General features: G+C 39.0%; 19 protein-coding genes. 2 read left to right on the plus strand and 17 right to left on the minus strand.

Features of this window, described 5'->3' with window-relative positions:
- Window positions 1-13: 13 nt before the first annotated feature.
- The 4 genes from R3E32_04620 to R3E32_04635 all read right to left on the minus strand — a co-directional run bounded on the left by R3E32_04620 (window position 14) and on the right by R3E32_04635 (window position 4,054).
- Window positions 14-982 (minus strand): pectinesterase family protein, encoded by a 969-nt coding sequence (locus R3E32_04620; protein ID MEZ4884004.1) that lies wholly within the window; start codon window positions 980-982, stop codon window positions 14-16.
- Window positions 983-986: 4 nt separating this feature from the next.
- A complete protein-coding gene (locus tag R3E32_04625; GenBank protein MEZ4884005.1) occupies window positions 987-1,382 on the minus strand; it encodes a cupin domain-containing protein in 396 nt (131 codons plus the stop codon).
- Window positions 1,383-1,490: 108 nt separating this feature from the next.
- Window positions 1,491-2,888: a Gfo/Idh/MocA family oxidoreductase gene (locus R3E32_04630; protein ID MEZ4884006.1), complete on the minus strand. Its 1,398-nt coding sequence runs from the start codon at window positions 2,886-2,888 to the stop codon at window positions 1,491-1,493.
- A 206-nt stretch (window positions 2,889-3,094) separates the two neighbouring features.
- Window positions 3,095-4,054, minus strand: coding sequence for an alpha/beta hydrolase (locus tag R3E32_04635; protein ID MEZ4884007.1), 960 nt, complete (start codon window positions 4,052-4,054; stop codon window positions 3,095-3,097).
- Window positions 4,055-4,533: 479 nt separating this feature from the next.
- Here R3E32_04635 and R3E32_04640 point away from each other — a divergent pair, with 479 nt between their 5' ends.
- Window positions 4,534-7,692: a TonB-dependent receptor gene (locus R3E32_04640; GenBank protein ID MEZ4884008.1), complete on the plus strand. Its 3,159-nt coding sequence runs from the start codon at window positions 4,534-4,536 to the stop codon at window positions 7,690-7,692.
- A gap of 19 nt (window positions 7,693-7,711) precedes the next feature.
- Window positions 7,712-9,277: a RagB/SusD family nutrient uptake outer membrane protein gene (locus tag R3E32_04645; GenBank protein MEZ4884009.1), complete on the plus strand. Its 1,566-nt coding sequence runs from the start codon at window positions 7,712-7,714 to the stop codon at window positions 9,275-9,277.
- A gap of 57 nt (window positions 9,278-9,334) precedes the next feature.
- Here R3E32_04645 and R3E32_04650 read toward each other — a convergent pair whose 3' ends face one another.
- The 13 genes from R3E32_04650 to R3E32_04710 all read right to left on the minus strand — a co-directional run bounded on the left by R3E32_04650 (window position 9,335) and on the right by R3E32_04710 (window position 25,027).
- Window positions 9,335-10,924, minus strand: a complete 1,590-nt coding sequence (locus tag R3E32_04650; protein MEZ4884010.1) for a VCBS repeat-containing protein — start codon at window positions 10,922-10,924, stop codon at window positions 9,335-9,337.
- 8 nt (window positions 10,925-10,932) lie between these two features.
- Window positions 10,933-11,835, minus strand: a complete 903-nt coding sequence (locus R3E32_04655; GenBank protein ID MEZ4884011.1) for an alpha/beta hydrolase — start codon at window positions 11,833-11,835, stop codon at window positions 10,933-10,935.
- On the minus strand, window positions 11,832-13,286 hold the full coding sequence (locus R3E32_04660; GenBank protein ID MEZ4884012.1) for a tagaturonate reductase: 1,455 nt from the start codon (window positions 13,284-13,286) through the stop codon (window positions 11,832-11,834). Before R3E32_04660 ends, R3E32_04655 begins: the two co-directional genes overlap by 4 nt.
- A 17-nt stretch (window positions 13,287-13,303) precedes the next feature.
- Window positions 13,304-14,956 carry an altronate dehydratase family protein gene (locus R3E32_04665; protein ID MEZ4884013.1) on the minus strand — a complete coding sequence of 551 codons (1,653 nt, stop codon included), beginning with the start codon at window positions 14,954-14,956 and terminating at the stop codon, window positions 13,304-13,306.
- A gap of 21 nt (window positions 14,957-14,977) precedes the next feature.
- Entirely contained in the window at window positions 14,978-16,264 is a 1,287-nt protein-coding gene (locus R3E32_04670) for a TRAP transporter large permease (protein MEZ4884014.1), read from the minus strand.
- Window positions 16,265-16,278: 14 nt separating this feature from the next.
- Window positions 16,279-16,737 (minus strand): TRAP transporter small permease, encoded by a 459-nt coding sequence (locus R3E32_04675; protein MEZ4884015.1) that lies wholly within the window; start codon window positions 16,735-16,737, stop codon window positions 16,279-16,281.
- Window positions 16,734-17,630, minus strand: a complete 897-nt coding sequence (locus R3E32_04680) for a TRAP transporter substrate-binding protein (GenBank protein MEZ4884016.1) — start codon at window positions 17,628-17,630, stop codon at window positions 16,734-16,736. Before R3E32_04680 ends, R3E32_04675 begins: the two co-directional genes overlap by 4 nt.
- 113 nt (window positions 17,631-17,743) lie before the next feature.
- Window positions 17,744-18,412 (minus strand): bifunctional 4-hydroxy-2-oxoglutarate aldolase/2-dehydro-3-deoxy-phosphogluconate aldolase, encoded by a 669-nt coding sequence (locus R3E32_04685; protein ID MEZ4884017.1) that lies wholly within the window; start codon window positions 18,410-18,412, stop codon window positions 17,744-17,746.
- A gap of 22 nt (window positions 18,413-18,434) precedes the next feature.
- On the minus strand, window positions 18,435-19,472 hold the full coding sequence (locus R3E32_04690) for a sugar kinase (protein ID MEZ4884018.1): 1,038 nt from the start codon (window positions 19,470-19,472) through the stop codon (window positions 18,435-18,437).
- 44 nt (window positions 19,473-19,516) lie between these two features.
- Complete coding sequence (gene uxaC, locus R3E32_04695) at window positions 19,517-20,926, minus strand: glucuronate isomerase (protein MEZ4884019.1); 1,410 nt, start codon at window positions 20,924-20,926, stop codon at window positions 19,517-19,519.
- An 84-nt stretch (window positions 20,927-21,010) separates the two neighbouring features.
- On the minus strand, window positions 21,011-22,273 hold the full coding sequence (locus R3E32_04700; protein MEZ4884020.1) for a DUF4861 domain-containing protein: 1,263 nt from the start codon (window positions 22,271-22,273) through the stop codon (window positions 21,011-21,013).
- 207 nt (window positions 22,274-22,480) lie between these two features.
- Window positions 22,481-23,230: a rhamnogalacturonan acetylesterase gene (locus R3E32_04705; protein ID MEZ4884021.1), complete on the minus strand. Its 750-nt coding sequence runs from the start codon at window positions 23,228-23,230 to the stop codon at window positions 22,481-22,483.
- A gap of 162 nt (window positions 23,231-23,392) precedes the next feature.
- Window positions 23,393-25,027, minus strand: a complete 1,635-nt coding sequence (locus tag R3E32_04710; GenBank protein ID MEZ4884022.1) for a glycoside hydrolase 43 family protein — start codon at window positions 25,025-25,027, stop codon at window positions 23,393-23,395.
- Between the last annotated feature and the right edge of the window lie 15 nt (window positions 25,028-25,042).

The raw sequence follows: 25,042 nt of genomic DNA on the forward strand, positions 1-25,042 counted from the left end.
ACCATCTTACCTTCTATTTCTCCTCCATAGGATTCCAACCTCCCAACAAATCCTGCAATACTTCATACTCCTTTGCCTCTTCTTCTGTCAAAATGTGCGACCAATCCACTCGTTCATCCGTTGCAGCCCCCATACCCGTATTTCCATATTCCGCATAATAAGCCGTCTTTTCATTATTGGGATTCCCCCAATTATCCCAACCTGTTGGCTGAATGATATTACTCAATTCACAAAATAAGAAAACGGTTTGGGCATAAGGTCGCCACGGTCTGCCGAGAAAAACACCCTGCTCAGGAGCATCTCCATAAACCTTGCAGTTTCGGAAAACATACCCAACCTTCGTTTCCTGCAAAGTAGAAGCAGCAGTTATATACCCTTTGGTTTTGCAGAAAATAGCACAACTGTCGAATACTCCTGTTGAAGCTCCAAAGATAAAATCCACTGTCCCTTCAATGTAGCAGTTTTTATAATACTGCCGACTGTCTTTGCCGTTTAGGTAAAGCGTATCTTGAAAGCCTAGAAAACGACAATTTTCAAACTTTGCTCTATCACCCGTCACCCTTACTGCAACTGCTTGTCCAACAGGCCCTGCCGAATTTTCAAAGGTGATATTTTTGGCAGAAAAACCATCACCAAAAATAAAAAATGAGGAAGATCCAGAAGTTCCTATGTCTTCTCCAAACCTGTTTTTCTTTTGAGCAAAATCATCAAAGGTCAAAATGGTTTTTTCTAAATCTTCTCCAATAAATGACACGTTTGAAGCCGAAGATGGTAAGACCAGTTTTTCCTTGTACACGCCATTTTTGATAAAAATGTTGGTGCGATTTTTTCTTAACGCTGGTACGGCATTGATGGCTTCCTGCACTGTCAGAAAGTCACCACTTCCATCTGCTGCAACGACAAAATCAAAGTCATCTGCATTGACTTGTGCCATTGATTGAAGAGTAAACAAGAAAATTGTGATATACAGTAGTTTTTTCATTTATTTATTTTTCTAATTGATATTTTTTAACCACAAGATACTTTAACTCAGTATCTCCTACATTGCGAATTCCATGTGCCACGTTTGAAGGGCAGTAAAAACTGGTGTAAGTTCCACCTCTTGTTGTTTGACCATCCAAATGAAATTCCGCAGTTCCTTCCAAGACAAAAAAGAATTCATCCTCCCCATGTGTATGTGGTGCGTGCGTAGCTTTGCCAGGTGCAACAACGCTCATTTTTAAGGTACGACCATCACCCAAAAATTTCTTGTCTGCAAACCAATATTGGTAGCCCACTTTTGTCGAATCAATTTTATCCATATTAAAGGTATTCACACAATTTTCAATGGTAAATTTATCTACTTCTGGATTCAATTGCTCCACTTTCTTCTGAGAACACATTGTTAATTGAGCGACCAAAAAAAGAAAGAATATTTTAAAAACATTTATTTTATACATAGATTGCTAAAGGTTTGAATCAATAAATGATGAATAACACTCCTACCCTTCTCAAATGCGTTTTGCTCGTGGCTCTAAATCCGTCAATTCTGCAATGCGTACAGGATGCCCTGACTCAATGCTCTTTCTTGCTGCAATCCCTATCAACACCGACATAGCTCCATCCCTTATTCCTGCAGCATGTTTCAAAGGATCAGGATTATTTGGGTTTCTGAAAATCTTATCGTGCAAGCGGTTATCGCCGCCACCGTGACCTGCTCTTTCATATCCGACTTGTACTACCTCATGTTTATTCCAGTTTTTGTGCAAGATAAGTGGCTTATAATCCAAGTCACCTTCAGATTGTGCCATTTCTTTGGCGTGAAGTTCGGATTGAGTCAAGTCACTTTGCTCATGGTAAGGTATGTCAAGCCACGCTTCAATGCGTCCATCTGTGCCATTGAAGGCAATACGCCAACCTTCAAATGGCGAATAAGTGGTGAGGGAATAATTCACCACCACATCATTGACATATTTTATTTGAGCCGACATTTTATCGTAAATATTGATTTCGTGACGGAAAAGACAATTGTCTCTGATATAACCATCGTACTGTTCATTGTTAACATATAGGTTCATAGCACGTTCGTCTTTGGTTATATCCCAGTAGAATTTGCAGTCCTTTTTAAAATCGCAGGTACGGCAATTTTCACCCCGAAAAGGCCCATTGCTGCCATAATGCTCCAATGCACCATAAGCGAACACCTCTTCTGGATCAGAGTCGAGCCACCAATTGAGCAAGTCAAAATGATGGGTAGCTTTGTGTACCCACAGTGAGCCACCTGACTGTCGAAGCCCATGCCATCTGCGGAAATAAGAAGCTCCGTGATACGTATTCAAATACCAATTGAAGTCCACAGAGGTGACTTTTCCAATAGCATTTTCTGCCAGTAGTTCTTTGATTTTGGTCATATAAGGGCCCCAGCGATAATTGAAACCAACAATTAGCTTTTTGTCGGATTTACGCTCTGCATCAAGGATGGCTTGGCATTTTATTTCATCCGTAGTGAGGGGTTTTTCGGTTAGCACATCACAGCCCATTTCCAAGCCTTTGATGATAAATTCGTGGTGTGTTGAATCTTTGGTGGTCACAATGACAAGGTCAGGTTTTACCTTGTTTATCATTTTCTCAAAATCCAAAAACGTGGGGCAGTTTACCTTCATGTAGTCAAGTGCATATTCAAGTCGCCCAGTGTTGATGTCACACAGTCCTACAAATTCCAAGAGATCGGAATATTCTTCGACCAATCTTTTGCCCCAAAAACTGGTACCTCTGATACCTGTACCTACAAGGCAAATACGAAGTTTACGGTTCAGACCGAAGGTTTTAATAGGAAAAGCAAGCAGGCTGCCAGCAGCCAACATACTAATGGAAGTCAGAAAATTTCTTCTAGTAAATTCATTGTTCATAGCATTCTTAATAGTATTGTTTTGAAATAGAAATTGCATTTTATTTAGACTCTGGACGAAGGAGCAAAGATGCAAGAAATAAGATTTTAATTGATTGATAATCAATTATTTACATCCCACATCTTGCTTCCTAATTCTTTCGTTCAAAGTCGAAATTTTTTGGTGTTTAGTCTTAAATTTTGCACTTCAATTTAGTGGCCAGAAGATCATTTGAATACCTTCTTCAAAAAACCAAGCGAATATTCTAAGGTCGGTTCAAACCACGGATACAACAACCAGAACGCATGAGGTGTGTCATCAAATGTATGTACTTCATTGAAGATACCATTTTTATCTAAAACGTCAATCAGGTCATCACGTCCAGCATGAAAACGAGGGAAGGAACTATTGACAAAAAGAAAAGGCGGTGTATCGCTTCCCGCATACTCCAAAGGAGAGGCTTCTTTCCATCGCTCAAAATTTGTCTCATAAGAGTCGAGCCATTGATTCGCTGAATACCCCGTCCATTCGGGTTCAGCATCGGGATGGATAAAAGAAACAATCCCATCAATATTGAGTACGGCTTGAATGTCACTGGAAAATTCTCGGTAACCTTTGTTCCCTTCAAACTGTGCTAAACCATTGGTCGTACCCAAAAACGAAGCGAGGTGAGCACCCGCCGAAGCACCATAAGCTGCAATTTTGGTGGTGTCAATTCCAAACTCATCCGCATTTGCTCGCATCCATCGAACAGCCGTTTTTAGGTCAAATATACCCGCAGGATATCGAGCTTCTGCGCTAAGTCTGTACTCTACGGTTACAGTCACGTAGCCTTTTTCTGCCAATTGCTGTGCCATCGGAATCAGATTTTCCTTCGAGCCTGTTGTCCAGCCACCACCATGTATCATCAGAATGGCTGGGCGTTTTTTCCTTTTTTTCTTTTTGAGGTAAAATACATCAAGATGGAGCGGACGAGTATCATCTATATTGGCATATACTAAATTGGATTTAGTTTGTACACATTTTGGTAAGTCAGACCAAATAGGGTGTACATCTGGATGTGTTTTTTTAATTTTTAGATACGATGAGTAGATGGAATAACTAGTATCTCTTGGCGAATAAGATTGTTGAGCAAAACCAGTAAAAGAAAGCAGGATAAACAAAAATAGCAGGATTACATATTTCATAGAAAGTGTGTTGGTTTGCCTAAATCAAAATACTTAATGAACAAAATTGTGGCATTAGTAAAGTTAAATAGCAAAAGACTATTCAAGGCATCATTTTTTAACATTTACCTCTCATTTTTTCACATCCCCCCTTTCATTTACTACATAGCCTAGCTTTTTCTTCTAAAAAATCATTTCTGTTAAACTTGGCTATGCTAAAGTGAAAAATTGAACAGGCAAATTAAAAATGAATTAGGAGATTTAGCCTACAAACGGTTTTCTATTTTAAATAGGCAACAAAGTGCTGTATAACGAAAGTTTTTTGACAATCATATTCCAAACATAACCTTCTAAAAAATTGGGATAAACTCTCTTCAAAGCAGGAAAATTAGAGCGTTTGGACATTGATTGCAGTTACTGTTTATATAGTTAGAATGTCACTTCACCTAACATTTTTTAATAGAAAAACCATTTTTCTTTTACCACTTAAAATAAACAATATGAAGCTTTTTTACTCAATGAAAAATGCCTGTAAAACGAGGCGTTTATGGCTCTCCGTCCTTGCTCTTGTCTTTCTCACGACATCCTCCTACGCCCAAAGTACCATTACGGGTAAAGTCACTGAAAGTGATGGCAACTCATTGGTCGGTGTAACGATTGTATTACAAGGTACCACCACGGGAACAATAACCGATTTGGACGGTAATTACTCACTCAAAGTACCCGATGCAGGTACTAAGCTCGTTTTTAGCTACACGGGCTACAAGAGTCAGGTAGTTGATATCAATGGAAGAAGTACCATAGATTTGGTCATGGCCATAGATGTCGCACTTTTAGATCAGGTAGTCGTTGTCGGGTATGGTACTCAAAAGAAGAGTGACCTTACAGGGTCTGTTGCGACCGTAACAGCTGAACAGCTAAATTCACAACCCATTACCTCGATTGAACAGGGCTTACAGGGAAGAGTTCCTGGTATGCTTGTTACAAGCAATTCATCTGCACCAGGAGGTGGAATTAGTGTAAAAATCAGAGGAGCAACTTCTATCTTAAATGGTAGTGAACCTTTGTATGTAATTGATGGATTTCCAGTAACAGGACAATCACAATTTTCTACTTCCGCAGGAAGGGGAACAGATAGTAGTACAGGAACTGATTACACTGTAAATCAAAATCCTCTTGCGTCATTGAATCCCTCAGATATTCAATCCATAGAGGTACTGAAAGATGCATCTGCCGCTGCAATTTATGGTGTAAGAGGTGCAAATGGTGTCGTTCTTATTACTACTAAAAGAGGTGTGAAAGGTACTCCAAAAGTGTCTTACAGTGGATATTTTGGTGTTCAGTCCGTTGCTGAAAGAATAGAAATGTTGAACGCTCAAGAATATCAGGATATCTATAATACAAGTGCTGCTGCAGGTGGCGATCCTGTTGTTTTCACAAGTGCTCCACCAAATGATACGGATTGGCAAGATCAAATCTTCAGAAATGCAACGATACAAAATCACCAATTAAGCGTAAACGGTGGTTCAGAGGCTGTTCAGTATAACATATCCGCAAGTGTTTTTGATCAGGAAGGCGTTATTAAAGGATCTGATTTTGAAAGGTATTCATTAAGATTGAACCTTGATTTTAATATTAGTGAAAAGTTTAAATTTGGAAACTCTTTGAATATTTCTCGCTCAATTAACAATGCAGCAGAAACAGAAGGTGAAACAACAAATGGTGTAACCTCCATTGCCATAAGACACTCTCCTATTTTGCCAGTTTATCTACCTGATGGAAGTTATTCCACACACGACGACCTCCCTTCTACCGTTCCTGATGCACAAGGTTCTCTAAACCCCGTTGCTTTTATAAATGAGTTTTCAGATGAAAATGTCAATACCAGAATTCTGGGAAATGTTTTTGCAGAATATCTTATCACAGAAGACCTAAAGTTCAGAGTAAGTTTGGGTGCTGACTCTGAAAACCAAGACAGACATGTGTATAGAACCTCTAAATTCAATAAAACAAACTCTACTAATACGGCTAATGTAAGCTCGGTAAATAGACTTTCATTGTTGAATGAAAATACACTTAACTACAACAAATCTTTTGGAAATAGTAAGCTTTCCGTATTGGCTGGATTTACCTCACAAAAGGAAACAGAAGAATATAGACTGGTAACAGCTAGTGGTTTTGCAACCGATATCACAGGGCCTTACGATTTAGGTGGCGGATCCATTGTACCAAGTGTTGATTCTAGATATGCTGAATTTAGCATACTTTCTTTTCTTGGTAGAATCAATTACAACTTTGATGATAGGTACTTAATCACACTCACTGGACGAAGAGATGGTTCTTCCAAATTTGCAGAGGGAGGTAAATGGGCTTTTTTCCCTTCAATTGGAGGTGCGTGGAGAATTTCCAATGAGGAATTCATATCTGAATCAAGTATTATCAGTAACTTAAAACTGAGAGCAGGTTGGGGTCAAGTGGGAAATCAAGAACTTCCTACCTACCGATCTCTGGCACTTCTGCAATCAACACCCTATAATTTTGGGGGCGGTACTACAGTAAACGGTTTTTCACCACTTCGTGTACCTGTTCCAAACTTGACTTGGGAAATATCCACTCAAGCTAACATTGGTCTCGATCTATCACTCCTTGAAAGTAGGCTTAATTTTACTGCTGATTTTTATAACAAAAAAACAGACGACCTATTACTTGAAGTTCAACTCCCTGAAACCTCAGGTATCCGTGACCCATCGGTACAGAACTTAGGTAGTATGAAAAATACTGGATGGGAATTTTCAGTGGATGGAGTACTCCTGAACAATGGCGATTTTAGATGGGATCTTGGATTCAATATCTCTGGCAACAAAAATGAAATAACTTCATTGGGAGACCCAAGTGATGTTGGCTCAGGTGACCAATCTTATGAACTACCTCTACCTACATTTGCAGGAGCTACGCCAGTTTCTTATGTTACCGTTGGCCAACCATTGGGAGTATTCTTTGGATACAAAACCGATGGATTGTATAGAAGTCAGGCAGAAGCAGATGCAGCTCAGGAATTAAGACCTGGAGTACTTCCAGGTATGGTCAAATTTGTAGATGTAGATGGTGATGGTGCAATTACTGTTGCAGATCGTACAGTCATTGGAAATCCTCATCCTGATTTTATCTACGGATTTAATACTACTTTATATGTAAAAAAATTCGAACTACGGGTTTTCTTCCAAGGACAAAAAGGTGGAGATGTGTACAATACGATGAGAGCCTTCAATACGAGTGCGGATAGAGGACAGAATTTACTAAGAGAACGCTTAGATTCATGGACTCCTGAGAATCCAAATGCTGTTTACCCTGTACTGAATTCAAATCCTCCAACAGTTGGTGGAACAGCTAGTATAGGCGGTTCTGATTTTTATCTCGAAGATGCAAGTTATCTCAGAATGAGAGAAGTAACCTTGAGTTATAATTTACCGAATGACTTTTTAGGTGTACTAAATGGATCTATCTATATCACTGGTCAGAATTTGTTAACAATAACAGATTATAAAGGTTACAACCCTGATACCAATGGGCGTGCCAATGTAAGAGGATCTTTTGGCTGGGATGTTAGTTCATACCCATTGGCCAAAACCACTTTATTGGGAGTGAAACTTAATTTCTAATCAAAACAAGAAAAATAAAATGAAAAATTTAAAATATATCATTGTTCTTTTTGCTGCAATTATAGCTACCTCTTGCAGCAATTTCCTTGACGAAATTCCCAAGGACTCTATTTCCCCTGCCAACTTTTACGAGACGGCAGATGATGCTATAGTTGCAGTGAATGGTGCTTATGCCGCATTGAATGTCAATGATTACTATTCAAGATATTGGATGACATCTAGTGCTCTTGCTTCAGATGGTACTTTTATACGATTAGGAAGTACATCAGACAGAGCTCCTTTGATCCAATTAAATGATGCAGGTATGCTTGTTAGCAGCCGTTACAATATCCTTCCATGGAGTGCAGTATGGCAAGCAATTAACCGTGCCAATGCTGTGATTGTCCATGTACCTGAAATTGATATGGATGCTACACTTAAAAGTCGAATAATAGGTGAGGCTAAATTTTTACGTGCATTGACTTACTTCAATATGGTCAGAAGATGGGGAGGAGTACCTCTTATATTGACTGAAACAAGCACATCAGATATTAAAGAACTTCAAGTTACAAGGAATACAGCAGCCGAAGTATATGCACAGATAATCGTCGATTTGACTGAGGCAGTGGCAAGTTTGCCAAATATAAATAATTATTCTAGCAATGATATTGGCCGGGCTTCTAAGGAAGCGGCACAAGGACTATTGGCGAAAGTTCAACTATATCAGAAAGACTGGGCAAATGCAAAAACAAATGCAGAAGCTGTAATTAACTCACCAAGTGGATTGGAATTGATGCCTGACCCAGCAGATAATTGGTGGACAGGGAATGGTGATCGAGACAATAACAGTGAGAGCGTTTTTGAAGTACAATACAATGGCGTTTCACCACAAGGGCATCAATTGGGTAACAATTACGAACCAAATAATAGTACCTATGGTCCAGGTCAATGGGGAACTATTTTTGGTAGCTTGTGGTGGTTCAATCAATTCGATGATAACGATAAAAGAAAACCAGCTACGTGGCTGACAGAATATCCTGCTCCAAGTGGCGATTCTCTCATTCAATGGCATGAAAATACCTACCCTATTCCACATATTAACAAGTATAGAGATCCTTTTAACAAAGTTGCAGATGGCATGGCTTATAACATAAAGGTATTAAGGTTAGCTGATGTTCTATTGATTGCAGCAGAAGCGTGTAATGAAAGTGGAGCAACAGCCCTTGCATATCAATATGTGAACAGAGTCCGTACAAGAGCTGGTTTACCTGATTTGGCAGGTTTATCACAAGGTGAACTCAGAGAAGCTATTTATCTGGAATTTAGAAAGGAGCTTTGTTTTGAAGGACAAGATTATGAAGAGTTGGTTCGTCAAGGCAAGCTAATTACAAATAAAACTGCCTATGCCACCTACAGCATACCACCTATGTACAATGATGACGGGACGATATTTACACCAGGCCAAGCACTATTGAATCGAATAGTTCAATACCAGCCTCGTCTGGTAGAATACAGTTATGAGTTAGATCCACACAATACTATATTCCCAATACCGCAGCCTGCTATTGATAAGAATCCAAAACTGCAACAGAATCCAGGCTACTAAAAAAGTTTCATACTTGTGAAAAAGATAGAGGTGGGCATTGTAAAATGCCTGCCTTTTTTATTTACCCCTATTCTGCAAATGCAAGATAGAAGGACTCGTTTTCAGCCACTTTTCAAACTGCCCTTTATTATCGTTCGTTAGTGCCATACCTGTGAATGAAAGCAATGTAATATCCATCTTGCCATCGCCATTCATATCATTTACGTCCATTTTTATCCATCTACCTTTTTCTGTTCCGAGAAGAGAATATGCTTTGAAGGAAAACTCACTGCTTGACTTTGAAATATTTTCTAAATAAACAAAGCCATTTTCGGAATCATTATTTCTTGGAAAAAAAGAAATTGCAGCCATATCCAAATCTCCATCACCATCAAAATCATTCAACTGGGCATCGTAAGCACCCTGCAATTGGTAAAAATATTTTTCAGAAAACTCATTATTGCCATTATTCAAAAAAATATGGATTCCATGATAGGGTTTGTCCACAATTGAATAATCCGCATTGTCCCCATTGATGTATAAAATGTCAGAGTAGCCATCTTTATTTATATCCTCCAAATGAATATTGACAGAGCCATATAGTGGCGAAAAACGCAAAATCCGTTGCCTCTCGAACTTCCCTCCCCCCAAATTAAAATAAATGTCTATTCCCTCGTCCCCTTGCGCCATGAGTGCCATAATGTCGGGTAAGTTATCCTTATTAAAATCATGAACAATGGCTTGAGTTGCGCCAGGTTGAGCCAACAAAACATGGCGTTTGTATTGACGGTTGCCCTTATTTTCATACCAATTTAAGCCTCCTGTATGATTGCCATATTCACAAACCAAAATATCGGCTCGTTTATCTTGGTTCAAATCCGAAAATATGGTAAATACTGGTCTTTGTAGGCCTTTTAATTCATTGAAAAATCCAGAATATTCGCTACTGCCTTTCTTTTGGAATATTTTGAAAATACTCCCAGATGGATGGTCATTCGGATTGAACTGTCCCATTGAAGTAGCTACCAATGTATCACCTGAAAAATGAATATCAGAAACAGGTTTAGGTACGGCAAGACTTTGAATGAGTTTAAATTTGTTGTCCAAAATTTCAATAGAGCAATAATCCTCTTTGGCATCCGAATAGATGATTCTATTTTTTTGAGGAAATGATTTAATCACCGTTCCCATTGGCGGATTGAAACGTTCTTTTACTTCAATTAATTGAAATAAATTAGTCGAAGGCAATTGCTCAGAAGCTGCAATCACTAATTTTTCAGGCGCATTTTCGACATAGTATTTTTTTATTTTCTCGAAATCCTCCAATGCCATAGTCTGCTCTTTTGGATAAATATTGGCACTTTCCACCAATTGCCCACCCACGCCATCTTCAATCAGAGTTGATCGTTCATTCTTCGGATAAATACCAAAACGGTAAGCCATTTGCGGCAATGCGCTTTTCTCCCAATAGGATTTTTCAAGTTCTGAGGGTTCAGGGAATTTATGGCAACTGGCACAATGTATTTTTGCCAATTCCATACCAGACAAATCGGAAGGTTCTATGTTTGGTTTACTTTGCGGAGAAGCAGGTTTATCGTTTTTGCAGTTGGAGATAAACAGTATAATTGCAAAAAAAATGATAACCTTTTGGATATTATTTAATTTCATCTGGAAAATTACAAAATCTTCAACCAATTTTTCAAACGCTCCATCCAAATATCTTTTGTGGTTTCATTGAACATTCCGAATCCATGCCCTCCTTTTGGGTAAAGGTGCATTTCTACAGGAACGCCATTTTTGATGCAAGCTGAATAATAAGCGAGGCTATTGCCAACGGGTACAGATATGTCGTTTGCAGCATGAACGAGGAAAGTGGGCGGTGAATCAGGAGTAACTTGTTTTTCATTTGACCAATGCAAAATCGCCGCTTCATTGGGATATTCTCCTATCAAATGGTCACGAGAACCTTTGTGTGTCAATTCATCTGTGAAGCTGATAACAGGATAAATCAAGATGACAAAATCGGGTCGCACAGAAGTAGTATCAAGCTCGTTGGAGTCTGCTAATTTATGAAAATGAGTGGCTGCGGAAGCAGCCAAATGTCCGCCTGCCGAAAAACCCATGATGCCGATTTTAGTCGGGTCAAGTTGGTATTTTGCAGCATTTTTACGTACAAAACGAATGGCTTGCTGTGCATCCTGCAATGGAGCGAGCGATTTGTCGACATTTGTCAAGTCTTGTGGGATGCGGTATTTCAGCACAAAAGTGGTAATACTATCCTCATTCAATGATTGTGCTACAAGCACACCTTCTTTGTCAAAAGCCGTTTTGACATATCCACCTCCGGGGCAAATAACCACTGCTTTACCGTTGGAATATTTGGGTACAAAAGCTGTCAATGTTGGGATGGCAGTGTTAAAAATTGCTCTTCCACCCGTTTCCCTTTTTTCAACTTTTTCAGTATCAGGAACATTTCTCGAATTGGGTACAGTACCAACATAAAGGGGAATTTCATTTTGAGCTTTCATTGAAGTAATCAAAGTCAACATCAATACAGATATGAGGCATATTTTTTTCATTGCAAAATACTTTTGACGGTTTCTTGCATTCCTTCTCCTTCAATTTTGAGTAGGTATTGCAGAAGCAAATCGTGCAGTTCTGGTACATCAGATAAGTCCATTTCCCATGCCTTTTCCCATTGCAGCACTTTTTTAACCAAATTGGACATCCCTTTCTCCGTACCGTCATATTCATTCCATACATTTTCAAAAAAATCGGTTGTCCAATTTTCGTCATTTAATGGGATGTTTTTTCCGTCAAATTCACCTTTATAAAAACGGATAAGTGCTGCAAATGACAACACTATATGTTTCGGTAAAATACCTTTCGCCTCTCGATAGGCCAAAAGTGATGGCAATACCCGCACTTTGAATTTGGAAACAGAATTCAACGAAATGCTGATTAATCGGTGTTTGATAAATGGATTTTTGAAACGATCCAGTACATCGTTGGCAAATTGTTGGACATCCATCTCTGGCAAATGCAGCGTCGGAATAATTTCATCAAAAATGACCTTTTGTACAAATACTCCCATCACTTCATCTTCCACAGTTTCCCTAACTGTTTCGATACCATATAAATAACTGACGGGAACCATTGCAGTATGTGCGCCATTCAAAATGCGGACTTTACTCGTACGAAACGGTGTGAGATCGTTGGTAAATACAATATTCAGCCCAATTTTATCCAAGGGCAATTCCTCCTGAACGGATTGAGGTGCTTCAATTCCCCAAAAATGGTAGGGTTCGCCTTGTGTAATCATTTCATCCTGAAAACCTACCTGTTGCCAAGCTGTTTCCATTCCGTTTTTGCCAACGCCAGGGATGATTCTGTCCACAAGCGTATTGCAGAAAATATTGGCGGTATTGATCCACTTTTTGAAGTCTGCTCCCAGTTGCCAATTGTCTGCATATTGCAGAATACAATCTCGCAGTAGTATGCCGTTTTCCTCCAATAATTCTGTTGGGATAATGATGCAACCCGATTGTTCGCTTCCTTCAAAATGTTTGTAGCGATGGTACAACCACCGAGTCAACTTAGCGGGAAATTCATGGGGTGGAGTGTCAGTTGGCTGGTCGATATCTGATACTCGGATGCCTGTTTCAGTAGTGTTGGAAATGATGTAACGCAGATCAGGGTTTTCGGAGGATTTCAAAAATGTGTTCCATTTTTTATAGGGATGAATGATTCGGGTAACACATTTTACCAAATGTTTTTCATCCACCAATTGCCCATTTTTGATGCCTTTGGTCAAGACATAAAACAATCCATCCTGTTCTCTCCATGTCTCATAATCACCTCGCTCTGTGGGCTTCACTACAAGGATACCGATATTACTTCCAGTTTTTTCATTGTATATATCTACCATCCAATCCACAAATCCACGCAGAAAATTCCCTCCTCCAAATTGAAGGATTTTTTCTGGATATTGATGGGGTATATTGGCGGTTAACTTATTGAGTACTTGCATTGTAGGTTTTTTAAATTTTACAAACTAATTCCCCGCTTCCAAGGAATAAAATCATCTTGTCCCAAGCGAACTGCATTGGGAATAGCTTCCCCACTTGCTACTTGAATAATGTATTCCAACAAGGCATTTCCTTTGGTTTCGATGCTATCCTCACCTGTGATAATTGTACCTGTATTGAAGTCAATTATATCCGCCATTTTTTCTGCAAGTTTATTATTAGATGAAACTTTTATGGTGGGAGAAATTGGGTTACCCGTTGGCGTTCCCAGTCCAGTTGTGAATAAAATAATATTCGCACCTGAACCAGCCAACCCTGTGGTACTTTCCACATCATTACCAGGTGTACACAACAAACTGAGTCCAGATTGGGTAGCAGGTTCGGTATAATCCAAGACATCTACTACAGGAGAAGTTCCTCCTTTTTTGGCAGCACCAGCAGATTTCATAGCATCGGTAATCAAACCATCTTTGATATTGCCAGGCGATGGATTCATGTCAAATCCACTTCCAACGGCTTCCGCACGTTGGGCATAGGTACGCATGATATGGGAGAATTTCTCTGCCAATCTATCATTCATGCACCTATTGATGAGTTCTTGCTCTACGCCATTCAATTCTGGAAATTCTGACAGGATTGCTTTTCCACCCAATGTCACCAAAAGATCAGAGGTGTAGCCCAATGTAGGATTTGCAGAAATACCTGAAAATCCATCTGAACCACCACATTCTAAACCAATAGTAAGTTGGCTCAATGGTGCGGGTTTGCGTTGGATTTTGTTGGCTTCAATAAGTCCTACAAAGGTTTTCTTGATGGCTTCTTCAATAAAATCTCTTTCAGAAGCACTATTTTGTTGCTCTAAAAAAAACAGTGGTTTTGTAAAATGAGAATCTCGTTTTTCAATGGCTTTTTGCAGAATGGGAATTTGTGCATTCTGACAACCAAGACTCAACACCGTTGCACCTGCTACATTTGGATGGGTGAGATAGCCTGCAAACAATTCGCAAAGTGTTTCGGAATCTTGACGAATTCCTCCACAACCTCCTTCATGTGTCAAAAATTTGATGCCATCTACATTTTTGAAAATGCGGTTTTCTTTAAGTTCCAGTTGGGTTTTGGTAATTTTTTCAGCCAAAATTTCTTGCTGCTCTGCACCTTCTCGATACAACTCTACCAAACGACGAACATCCATTGTAAAATCTTTGTTGGAAATGTAACCCAACTGATCGGTCATTGCTTCTTGAATGACCTTGATGTTCCTATTTTCACAAAAGACCAATGGAATCACCAGCCAATAATTCATGGTTCCTACTTTGCCGTCAGCCCTATGAAAACCATTGAAGGTCTGGTTAGCAAAATTCGACACATCAGGTTTTTCCCAATCCGTATTTCTTTTTCCTACTTCAAAATCATGTGCAGAATGTTTGACATTTTCAGTACTGATTCGTGTACCTTTATGAATCGGGCGGGTTGCTTTTCCTACCAAAACGCCATACATGACAATCTCATCTCCTTGAGCAAAATCCTGTTGCGAAAATTTGTGTTTGGTAGGGATATCTTCTAACAGTTCATATTTTTCTCCTTCAAAAGAAATGACCTCTCCTGCCTTCAAATCTTTTAAGGCAACGATGATGTTGTCTTTTGGGTGAACTTTTAAAACTACTTTATTCATTATCTTTTCTTAAACAATCGTTTACAATCCAAAAACACTTGGCAACCACAAACTGATCTCAGGCACATACGTCACCAACATCAATGCAACCAACATGGCTATAAACAAAGGCATTAGTGGTTTTATTACTTTTTGAATAGTCGTATTCGCTACTCCAACTCCAACAAACAAAACCGCTCCAACAGGCGGAGTACACAATCCAATGCACAAATTCATCACCATAACGATTCCAAAATGCGTTGGATCCATTCCAAGTTTGACCACTACGGGCAAAAATATAGGCGTAAAAATCAACACTGCGGGGGTCATATCCATGAACACTCCGACAAACAACAATATCAAATTGATGAGCAAAAGAATCACATATTTATTGTCGCTAATAGAGAGCAAGGTTTCGGTGATATTTTGAGGGATATTTTCATAAGCCATAATCCACGACATACTCATTGAAGTGGCTATCAACAGCATGACAATTGCAGTAGTGCCAACCGAAGACAAAATAATATCAGGTAATTCTTTGATGGAAATTTCCCTATAAATGGCAGTCAAAACCAAACAATACAAAACCGCAACAGCGGAGGCTTCAGTTGCAGTGAACCATCCTCTCACAATCCCTCCAATGACCACCACCAACAAAAACAGACTTGGTAGCGCATTGATAAATGCTTTTCCTACTTCACTTAAAGAACTTCTTTTACCTACGGCATATTTATTTTTTTTAGCCAAAACAGCAGAAACGGCCATTAGAAGTAATCCAGTCAAAATCCCTGGTAAATATCCTGCTACAAACAATGCTGCAATAGAAACACCTCCACTTGCTAAGGAATACACAATCAAAATATTACTGGGCGGAATCACCAATCCAGTTGTACTAGAAGTGATGTTTACCGCCGCTGAAAACTCCTTACTGTATCCTTCCTTTTCCATCGAATCCGTCAACATTCCACCTATTGCAGAAACCGCTGCAACTGCAGAACCTGAAATCGCTCCAAACAACATCGCTGCAATAATATTGACATGCGCCAATCCTCCAGGAAGCGATCCCACCAACGATTTAGCAAAATTGACCAGTCGAACTGCAATCCCTCCCCGATTCATAATCCCTCCTGCCAAAACAAAAAATGGAATAGCCAGCAATGAAAAACTGTCCAAGCCTGTTGCCATCCGTTGAGCCACAGTCGTCAAAGCAGGAATGAATGGAATACTTACCAACATGGTAAAAATACTACTCAACCCTATACTCCATGCTATCGGTACACCAATCCCCAATAAAATAACAAATGATACTACTAATATGAATACTTCCATTTCTGAATTTTACTTTATTCGTTAGGAGTTATGAGCTCTGTTATTTTATAATAGATAACCAATAAGCCACTTAGGGGAATAACAGAATAGATAAAAGACATCGGTACTTGTAAAGCAGGAGACAATTGACCTAAAACATTGGTGATATAAATCAAACGGCTACCACCCACCACCATGACAAATAGGGCAAAAACTATTATCAGAATATTGATAAGAATAGAAAGTCGCCTTTGGTTGACTTCGTTCAATTGGGGGCTTAACAAATCAATAGCAAGGTGCATTTTTTGACCTGAAGCATAAGCCGCTCCTAAAACACCAATCCATATCAAAAGAAATCTTGCCAATTCTTCTGACCAATTTGCTTGATGTCCCATTGCATATCGGGTAAATACACCCCACAAAACATCCAAGGTCATAATAGACATCAACGCAATGAGAAGGTACCCTAAATTTTTATTAATGGTTGATTTCATTTTACTGCTTGGATTTTTTGTATCAAATCATAAACAACTTTATCGTCCTTAAAAGCATCCAACATATGTTTGGTCTTTTCGGCAAACAGTGTTTTGTCTGGATGTATCACTTCAACGCCCGCTTTCTGAACTTCTGCAAGTGCGTGTTCCTCAGCCTCTATCCATAATTTTCTTTGGTAAACCACTGCTTCATCTGCCGCTTCTTGTAACCAAGTTTGTTCTTCTGCTGACAGACGATTCCAAGCTACTGTTCCAATAATTAATAAGTCAGGAACTGCCGTATGCTCATTCAACGAATAATATTTACAAACCTCATAGTGACGAGAAGTGTAAAAACTTGGAGGATTGTTCTCAGCTCCATCGACTACCCCTTGCTGCAAGGCTGTATAAAGTTCGCCCCATGCAATAGGGGTTGGAGCAGCTCCCAAAGACTGCACTAAATCTATGGCCGTAGCACTTTCTTGCACCCTAATTTTCAAACCCTTCAAATCATCTGGAGTTCTTATTGGCCTATCCTTCGTATAAAAAGAACGTTGTCCAGCATCAAAATAAGCCAATCCTCTCAGCCAAAAAGGTTCTCCCTGCAACAGCATTTCTTTACCGATAGGTCCATCCAATACTTTATACACATGCTCACGATCCCTAAAAAGATAAGGCATACTCATTATTTTGCTGTTAGGTGCAAAATTTTCATACACAGCCGCCGACACTTTGGTCATCGCCAAGCTCCCTATCTGCAACAATTCCAAGCATTGCCTTTCGGAACCCAATTGTTGGCTAGGATAGATTTCAATTTGCAGACTACCTCCAGATTTTTCTTTTACTTTTTGTGCCATGTAAACCATGCCTTTATGCACAGGATGGTCAATATTCAGGGCATGTGCTAATTTCAAGTATTTTGTCTTTGAAATTTCTCCACATTGCGAAAAAAGACAAACACAAAGAACCAAAAATAGTGGAATTTTTATTTTTTGATGAAAAATCATATTGGATGAAGTCTGGTTAGTTAGTTTCTAAGTTCCCGAATCAAAGTCAAAGCATCTTTCACTCTGGTCTCTAAAGTAGCGTAATCTTCATTCTTCATTATTTCACTGGAAATCAATTGAGAACCCATTCCAACACAGGTAACTCCTGCATCAAACCAGCCCTTCAAATTCTCACGAGTTGGAGAAACCCCACCTGTTGGCATGATGCTCGTCCAAGGTTGAGGGCCTTTAATGGCTTTTACAAACGCAGGCCCATAGATATCTCCTGGAAATAATTTCACAATCTCGCAACCCATTTCTTCCGCTCTGCAAATTTCGGTAAGCGAACCACAACCTGGTGACCACAATACTTTTTTTCGATTGCAGACAATAGCAATGTCTTCCCGAAATACAGGCGTTACCACGAAATTGGCTCCAAGTTGCAAATACAAAGAAGCAGTGCCTCCATCTGTTACAGAACCCACTCCAAGAATCATTTCGGGTAGTTCTTTCTCACAAAATTTGTTCAGCTCACGAAATACTTCATGGGCATAATCTCCTCGATTGGTAAACTCTAAAAGCCTTGCACCACCTGCATAACAAGCTGTTAATATTTTTTTACCCAAAGCTATATCAGGATGATAATACAAGGGAACCATCCCTTGCTCTGCCATTTTTTGGGCAACTTGAATTCTTGTAAATCTTGCCATTTGTATCTTTATATATTTTCAGTTATCGAGCTACTCTCCCACTTGCATCTCCAGCCATTAACTTCTCAACCTCGTCAACTGTTACCAGATTTGCGTCACCGTAAATAGTATGTTTCAAACAAGAAGCTGCCACTGCAAAATCCAATGCTTTTTGGTCGTCTTCTTCATAGTTCAGCAAACCATAAATCAAACCTCCCATAAAACTATCTCCGCCGCCCACTCTATCGACAATGTGCGTAATCTGGTAAGTCGGGGCTTCAAACAAGGTATCGCCATCATAAAGAACACCCGACCAAGTATTGTGAGAAGCACTGATTGAACCTCGAAGGGTTGTGATTACTTTCTTTGCACGAGGAAACATTTTCATCATTTGTTTCAAAACAGACAAATAGGCTTTTGCATCAACTTCGTGACCAGCCGTTACGTCAAGTCCTTCTGGGTGCAAGCCAAAGTGCTTTTCTGCATCTTCTTCGTTACCCAATATAATGTCGCAACCTTCTACCAAAGCAGGCATTACTTCATTCGGCTGTTTACCATAATTCCATAAGTTTTTACGATAATTCAAATCCGTAGAAACCGTTACATCCATTTTGTTAGCGACTTTAATCGCCTCCAAACAAGCATCTGCTGCTCCTTGTGATAAGGCAGGTGTAATACCCGTCCAATGAAACCATTGGGCATCTTTGAATACTTCTTCCCAATCAATCATGCCAGGTTTTATACTTTCCATTCCCGAATTTGCTCGGTCATATACGACCTTACTACCTCGGCTGACGGCTCCTATTTCGAGAAAGTAAATTCCTAATCGTTCGCCGCCTCTGAGGATGTGTTGGGTTCCGACATTTCTTTTACGCATTTCCATCAATGCACACTCTCCAATATCGTTTTTTGGAAGTCTGGTTACAAACTCCGTTGGCAGTCCATAATTGGCTAAAGAAACAGCGACATTGGATTCGCCACCGCCATAGACAACATCAAAAGAACTGGCTTGTGAGAAACGCTGCCATCCTGGAGGGGTTAAGCGCAACATGATTTCGCCGAATGTGACTATTTTTTTCATATATTTTAATCAATCGAATTTAGAAATATTTGGGAATAAATTATTTAGAAATCAAAGTATGTTTTTGCATTGTTGTAGCAGATGTCCTGAATGATTCCACCCAACCATTCTACATCATTTGGCAATTCGCCATTGTGTACGTCTTTGCCAATGATATTGCAGAGTAAACGGCGAAAATATTCGTGACGTGGGTAAGATAGGAAACTTCGGCTATCCGTCAACATTCCAATAAAACAACTCAACATGCCCATATTGGACAAAGCATTGATTTGCTTTTCCATACCATCTTTTTGGTCCAAGAACCACCATGCAGAACCAAACTGCATTTTTCCTCGAACAGAACCATCATTGAAATTTCCAATCATAGTAGCCATCACTTCATTGTCTCTTGGATTGAGGTTATACAAAATGGTTTTTGGCAGTTTATCTTCTTCATCCAAATGGTTCAAAAATCGAGACAAAGCGGATGCTTGAAACCAATCTCCAATACTATCAAATCCAGTATCTGGCCCCAAAATTCGTTTCATGCGGCTGCTGTTGTTTCGCAATGCGCCTAAATGTAGCTGCATCACCCAGTTTTTGTCTGCATACATTCTTCCAAGATGAAACAAAGTAGCAGAACGATACGCATCTATTTCTTCTTGATGCAGCTTTTCGCCCTTTATTCTTTTTCGTAGAATAGTAGAAAGGTCATGTTGGGAAAAATCTGAAGCGTAGGTCTGCTCCAATCCGTGGTCTGATAAGCGGCAGCCATTTTCATGGAAAAAATCAACTCTATTTTGCAGGGCTTGAAGTACATCGTCAAAATTTTCAATGCTGCAACCCGCTACTTTTCCTAACTTTTGGATGTAGTCAACAAAATTTTCGCTTTCAATAAGAATGGCTTTGTCTGGTCGAAATGCTGGAAGGACTTTTGTGCTAAATGTTTGCTGAGAAAGGTTTCTGTGATGCTCCAAGTTATCCAAAGGATCATCTGTTGTACAAATCACATCCACGTTCATTTTTCGGGCCAAACCCTGTGTACTGTATTCGGGCGTTTGCAGTAAGGCTGTGCAATGTTCATAAATTGAAGCAGCTGATTTTGAAGTCAATAGTTCATCAACGTCAAAGTAATTTTTCAGCTCCAAATGTGTCCAATGAAATAAGGGATTACGAATGGTAAAAGGAACAGATTCTGCCCATTTCTGAAATTTTTCAAAATCATTGGCATCTCCTGTGATGTATTTTTCGTCCACTCCGAGCGTACGCATTGCACGCCATTTGTAGTGGTCTCCGTCTAACCAAACTTTCGTCAAATTGGAAAATTGATGGTTACTTGCCAACTGGTCAGGTGGGAGGTGACAGTGGTAATCAATAATTGGCATAGGCTTAGCATACACATGATAGAGATGTTCTGCGGTTTCATTTTCCAATAAAAAATGTTCTCCCAAAAATGGTTTTGTAGTTGTTCTCAAGTTGAATTCCTTTTTTTAAATAAAAATTGGATTAATTCATTCTCATAATGTTGTTGTTTTTCACAAAGATAGGCTTCTAAATAATCATTTGCTTACCATTATGGGCTGATTTAACTTTTCAAGTTGTCCGTTTAGGTAATTTTTAAAATCTTCAATAGTCTTGATTCCATTGGATTCTTGTTCCCATGCTGCTGCAAAATAATACGTCAACTTATTACCGGTGGGTTGTAGCACAACGACATGACTTTCTTTGTCTTCCGCTATCTGTGGTACATTTTCCATTTTAAAAAAAACAGCCATTCCCAAATTATCTTTCGCCAATGATTGCGGCCCGTAAGTTGCAATATAGCCCCATTCCTTATTACTAGTTGGTATATTTTGCATCAAATCTACATTTTCAAGTTTTACAATTCCTGTGCAAATATTGGGAAGCGGATTGCTCATAACAATATCTTGACGGGTAAGCCTACTACCTGCTTGAATAGTTAAATCAGATGTCAAATCCAATTTTTGATCATTGATTTGCCACCCGTAATATTGGGTTCTGATTTTGGATTGAAGGTTATCGTTTTGTAAAATTTCACAATACAATGAATCTGTTTTTTCAATTCGAGTTGCTTTCTCGTCTCCCCAAAAACCAATAGACCCAATACCCAATGATCCTGCAACTTTCAATACATCCATCCCCCATTCAGAAGGTTCATGGTAAGAATCAAATCCATCTTGCCCAACGTCTTGAAGCACCATATCAGATGTTTTCTTCCCAAATATGTCCACTGCGTTTCGCCAGTCTAAATAAAAACGATATCCTACTTTATCGGATTCCCAACCTGGCCCTTCATAGCGAATAAACCATGAGTGGTCGGTGTGTTCAGGAGGTACATTGAGTGAATTGACATTTTTAAAAGTACCCTCTTTGTATTCTTTTCCTTCCCATTTTCCGCCTGTTTTATGTGAGATTTCAGCTTGCGTTTTCTTGGCAAATTCAGAAGTACCCTTTACATTTGAAAAATTCACATTTACCTTTTTTTCTTCATTTCCTTTCAAATCAACCAATAAGAGTATTTCCTCAGGAATGTTATTTTTATCCTCATCTATTAATTGATAAGGTAAATTGGTGTCGATCGAAAAGCCAATTTTGGCCCAATCCAACTTTTCGTTTTCCTGCTGCAATATACTCACTGGTACGCTAATTACTTCTCCTACCCATTCTTGATTGGTAGGATTTTTAATGTTGAAAAAAAGAGCCTCCTCTTTTTCCGTTTTATCATTGGGTTGATTGGAAGTACAGGAACAGCAACATAAAATAAAAAGTAAAATTGGAATAATTTTGTAATTTTTTTTCATCAAAGTAAAGTTAGTGTCAGATAATTTTCTACTCATTCGATGTCATTAAGTCTATTTGAGTACTTAGTCTGCTTCAATCATTGAATGCACAATGGTAGAGTTTTTTAGGAAAGTAAGACAGCCTCTTTTTAACAAAGGATATTCTAAAATTCACATTTCTGTTTATTTCTACATTCATCTTCAAAAAAAGGGGGCAATAACTGCTAATTAGGGGTTTTTCAAAAACTTCTTGATATCCAAATTCGATAAACGGATGTCCTGCACTGCTAAACTTGCCATCAAATTTGCCCCTGTTGGAGAAAAATGAGTATTGTCTTCTTTACCGTCTGGATAGTTTGCACTTTCGCCTTTTTCCAAAATCATGTAGAGCTTTTTGGATGCGTCTTCGCCCATTTCAATTAAAGCTTTTTTGCTGCTTTTTTGCATGTCTATTAAAGAAACCTTGTATTCCTTTGCAATCGATCTTATGATATCAGGGTATTCTCCATGACTTTCTTCAAATTCTCCTTCTTCATTAAAACGCCTTCTCACTACAGGGGTAAACAAAACAGGAGTTGCTTTTTTTTGACGGGTATCGGTTACAAATTTAATTAGATTTTTTCGGTATTCCTCAGGAGTGCTGTATCGTTCTTTTTTCGTGGGGCTACTATCGTTGTGACAAAACTGAATAAAGACAATATCATTCTTTTTTAATTTTCCCACTATAGTATCCCATCTGCTTTCAAAAATAAAGGACTTAGAACTTCTACCATTTTTAGCGTGGTTCTCTATTTTTATCCCATCTTCAAAATAATCTCCAAGCATTTCACCCCAGCCTGTTTCTGGACGTGCCTTTGGTTCTTTTTCCGACATGGTAGAGTCTCCCGCCAAGTAGATGACAGATGTATTTTTGTCGAAATGACTGCTACATCCATAAAAGAGAAATAAAAAAGAAAGTAGTAAAATGGTATTTTTCATTCTTGATTTTTTCTTTAAATTGTTTGTGATAATATTTTTAAGACTTTTGAATTGCGAGATTAAAGCATTGAAGGACAAAAAAATAAGACATTTCCATTTAAAAAGAAAACTTTCAAAAATCTAAGACCAACCTTTTCTTAAAAGAACGATATTTTCAAACCATCAATCGGTTATTCTGAAAAAATCAAAATCCGCATATCCTGAATCGTTTGTCTTTCCACTTCGAGTACCAAACAGCCCTACCTTTGCCCCTATCCATTTTCCTTCTTTGGCTGTAAATTTTTCACCAAAATCCGTAAAATCTTTTCCATCTTTGCTATAACTGAATTGGCAAATACCATCAGCTTTTACCGTTACTTTGAAATAAATAGAGGTGGCATTGAAGGATATTCTCTTCATCACTTTTTCTTCCCCCCCCTTTTCTGCATTTTTACAAACGACCTGCAATAGTGACATTTGACCATTTTGATTTTCCAAAGCCAAATAGGAATAATCTATTCCCATGATGAGCAATCCCATTTTTTCAGTCAAATTTTCTTTATCAGACGGAAAAAATTCAACTTGAGTCGTTGCTGAAAACTCAAGTGCAGGAAATTTCTGCAACAACAAATTTCCTGCTGCCCATAGGTTGTTTGATTCACCAGGTATCTCATGGGCATATAGCCTAAACTTTCCTTTGCTACCTTGTGGAAAACCCCAAGTAGGAAAAGGATTTGCATGCCACTGCCATTGCAGTCCAAGGGTATTTGCATCAAATTCATCAGAGGTTTGAGGAATAGTATTGCCTTTATTGTTTTTTAGATTCGGTTTTTTGAATTTGTCCACTGGTTCACCAATCCCGTCACCGTCTTCATCCTTTCCGATGATGCACCAATTATCATCTGTCCATGTCATAGGTTGCAGGTGCACGATGCGACCGTAAGCGTTTTTATCTTGAAAATGCACAAACCAATATTCGCCATTTTCCAAACTTACCCAACCGCCTTGATGTGGGCCGTTGATATCGGTTTTTCCTTGATGCAAGACAATTTTATCCTCATAGGGGCCGTAAATATTTTTTGAACGCAGGACTGTTTGCCAACCCGTAGGCACTCCGCCCGCTGGTGCAAAAATATAGTAATATCCATTGCGCTTGTAAAATTTGGGACCTTCAATGGTTGTATGATTTTGATGTCCATCAAAAACCAAAACACCATCATCTAACAATTCACTTCCATCTGGTTTCATTTCATTGACAACTAACACACTTTTGATACTCGACCGACTCCCTGCAAAAGCGTGTACAAGATATGCTTTGCCATCTTCATCCCAAAATGGACAGGGATCAATCCATCCTTTTGCAGCTTTGATGAGCAATGGAGGTAACCATTTTCCGGAGGGGTCTTTTGTTTTAGACATGTAAATCCCAAAATCAGGATCTCCATAAAAGATGTAATAAAACCCATCATGGAAACGAAAGGAAGGTGCCCAAGCTCCGTTACCATGTTGGGGTTTTGAAAATGTGGAATCGGGCATTTGGCGTTGGAAAACATGGTTGATGATTTCCCAATGAATCAAATCTGTAGAATGTAAAATCGGGAGTCCTGGCGCACTGTTAAAGCTAGATGCGACCATGTAAAAATCTTCCCCTACTCGAAGTATATCTGGATCGGAATAATCCGCATGAATGATTGGATTTTTGTAATACCCATCTCCTAAATCGGGCTGCCAAACCTGAGCTACGGAGGTGATAGTTTGAAAAAAAACAATAACAATAAAAGTATATTTAATGATAAGCGTTTGATTTTTCAAAAGCATATTTTTTTGAAGTTT

The organism is Chitinophagales bacterium, assembly GCA_041392475.1.
Taxonomy (GTDB): domain Bacteria; phylum Bacteroidota; class Bacteroidia; order Chitinophagales; family UBA2359; genus JAUHXA01.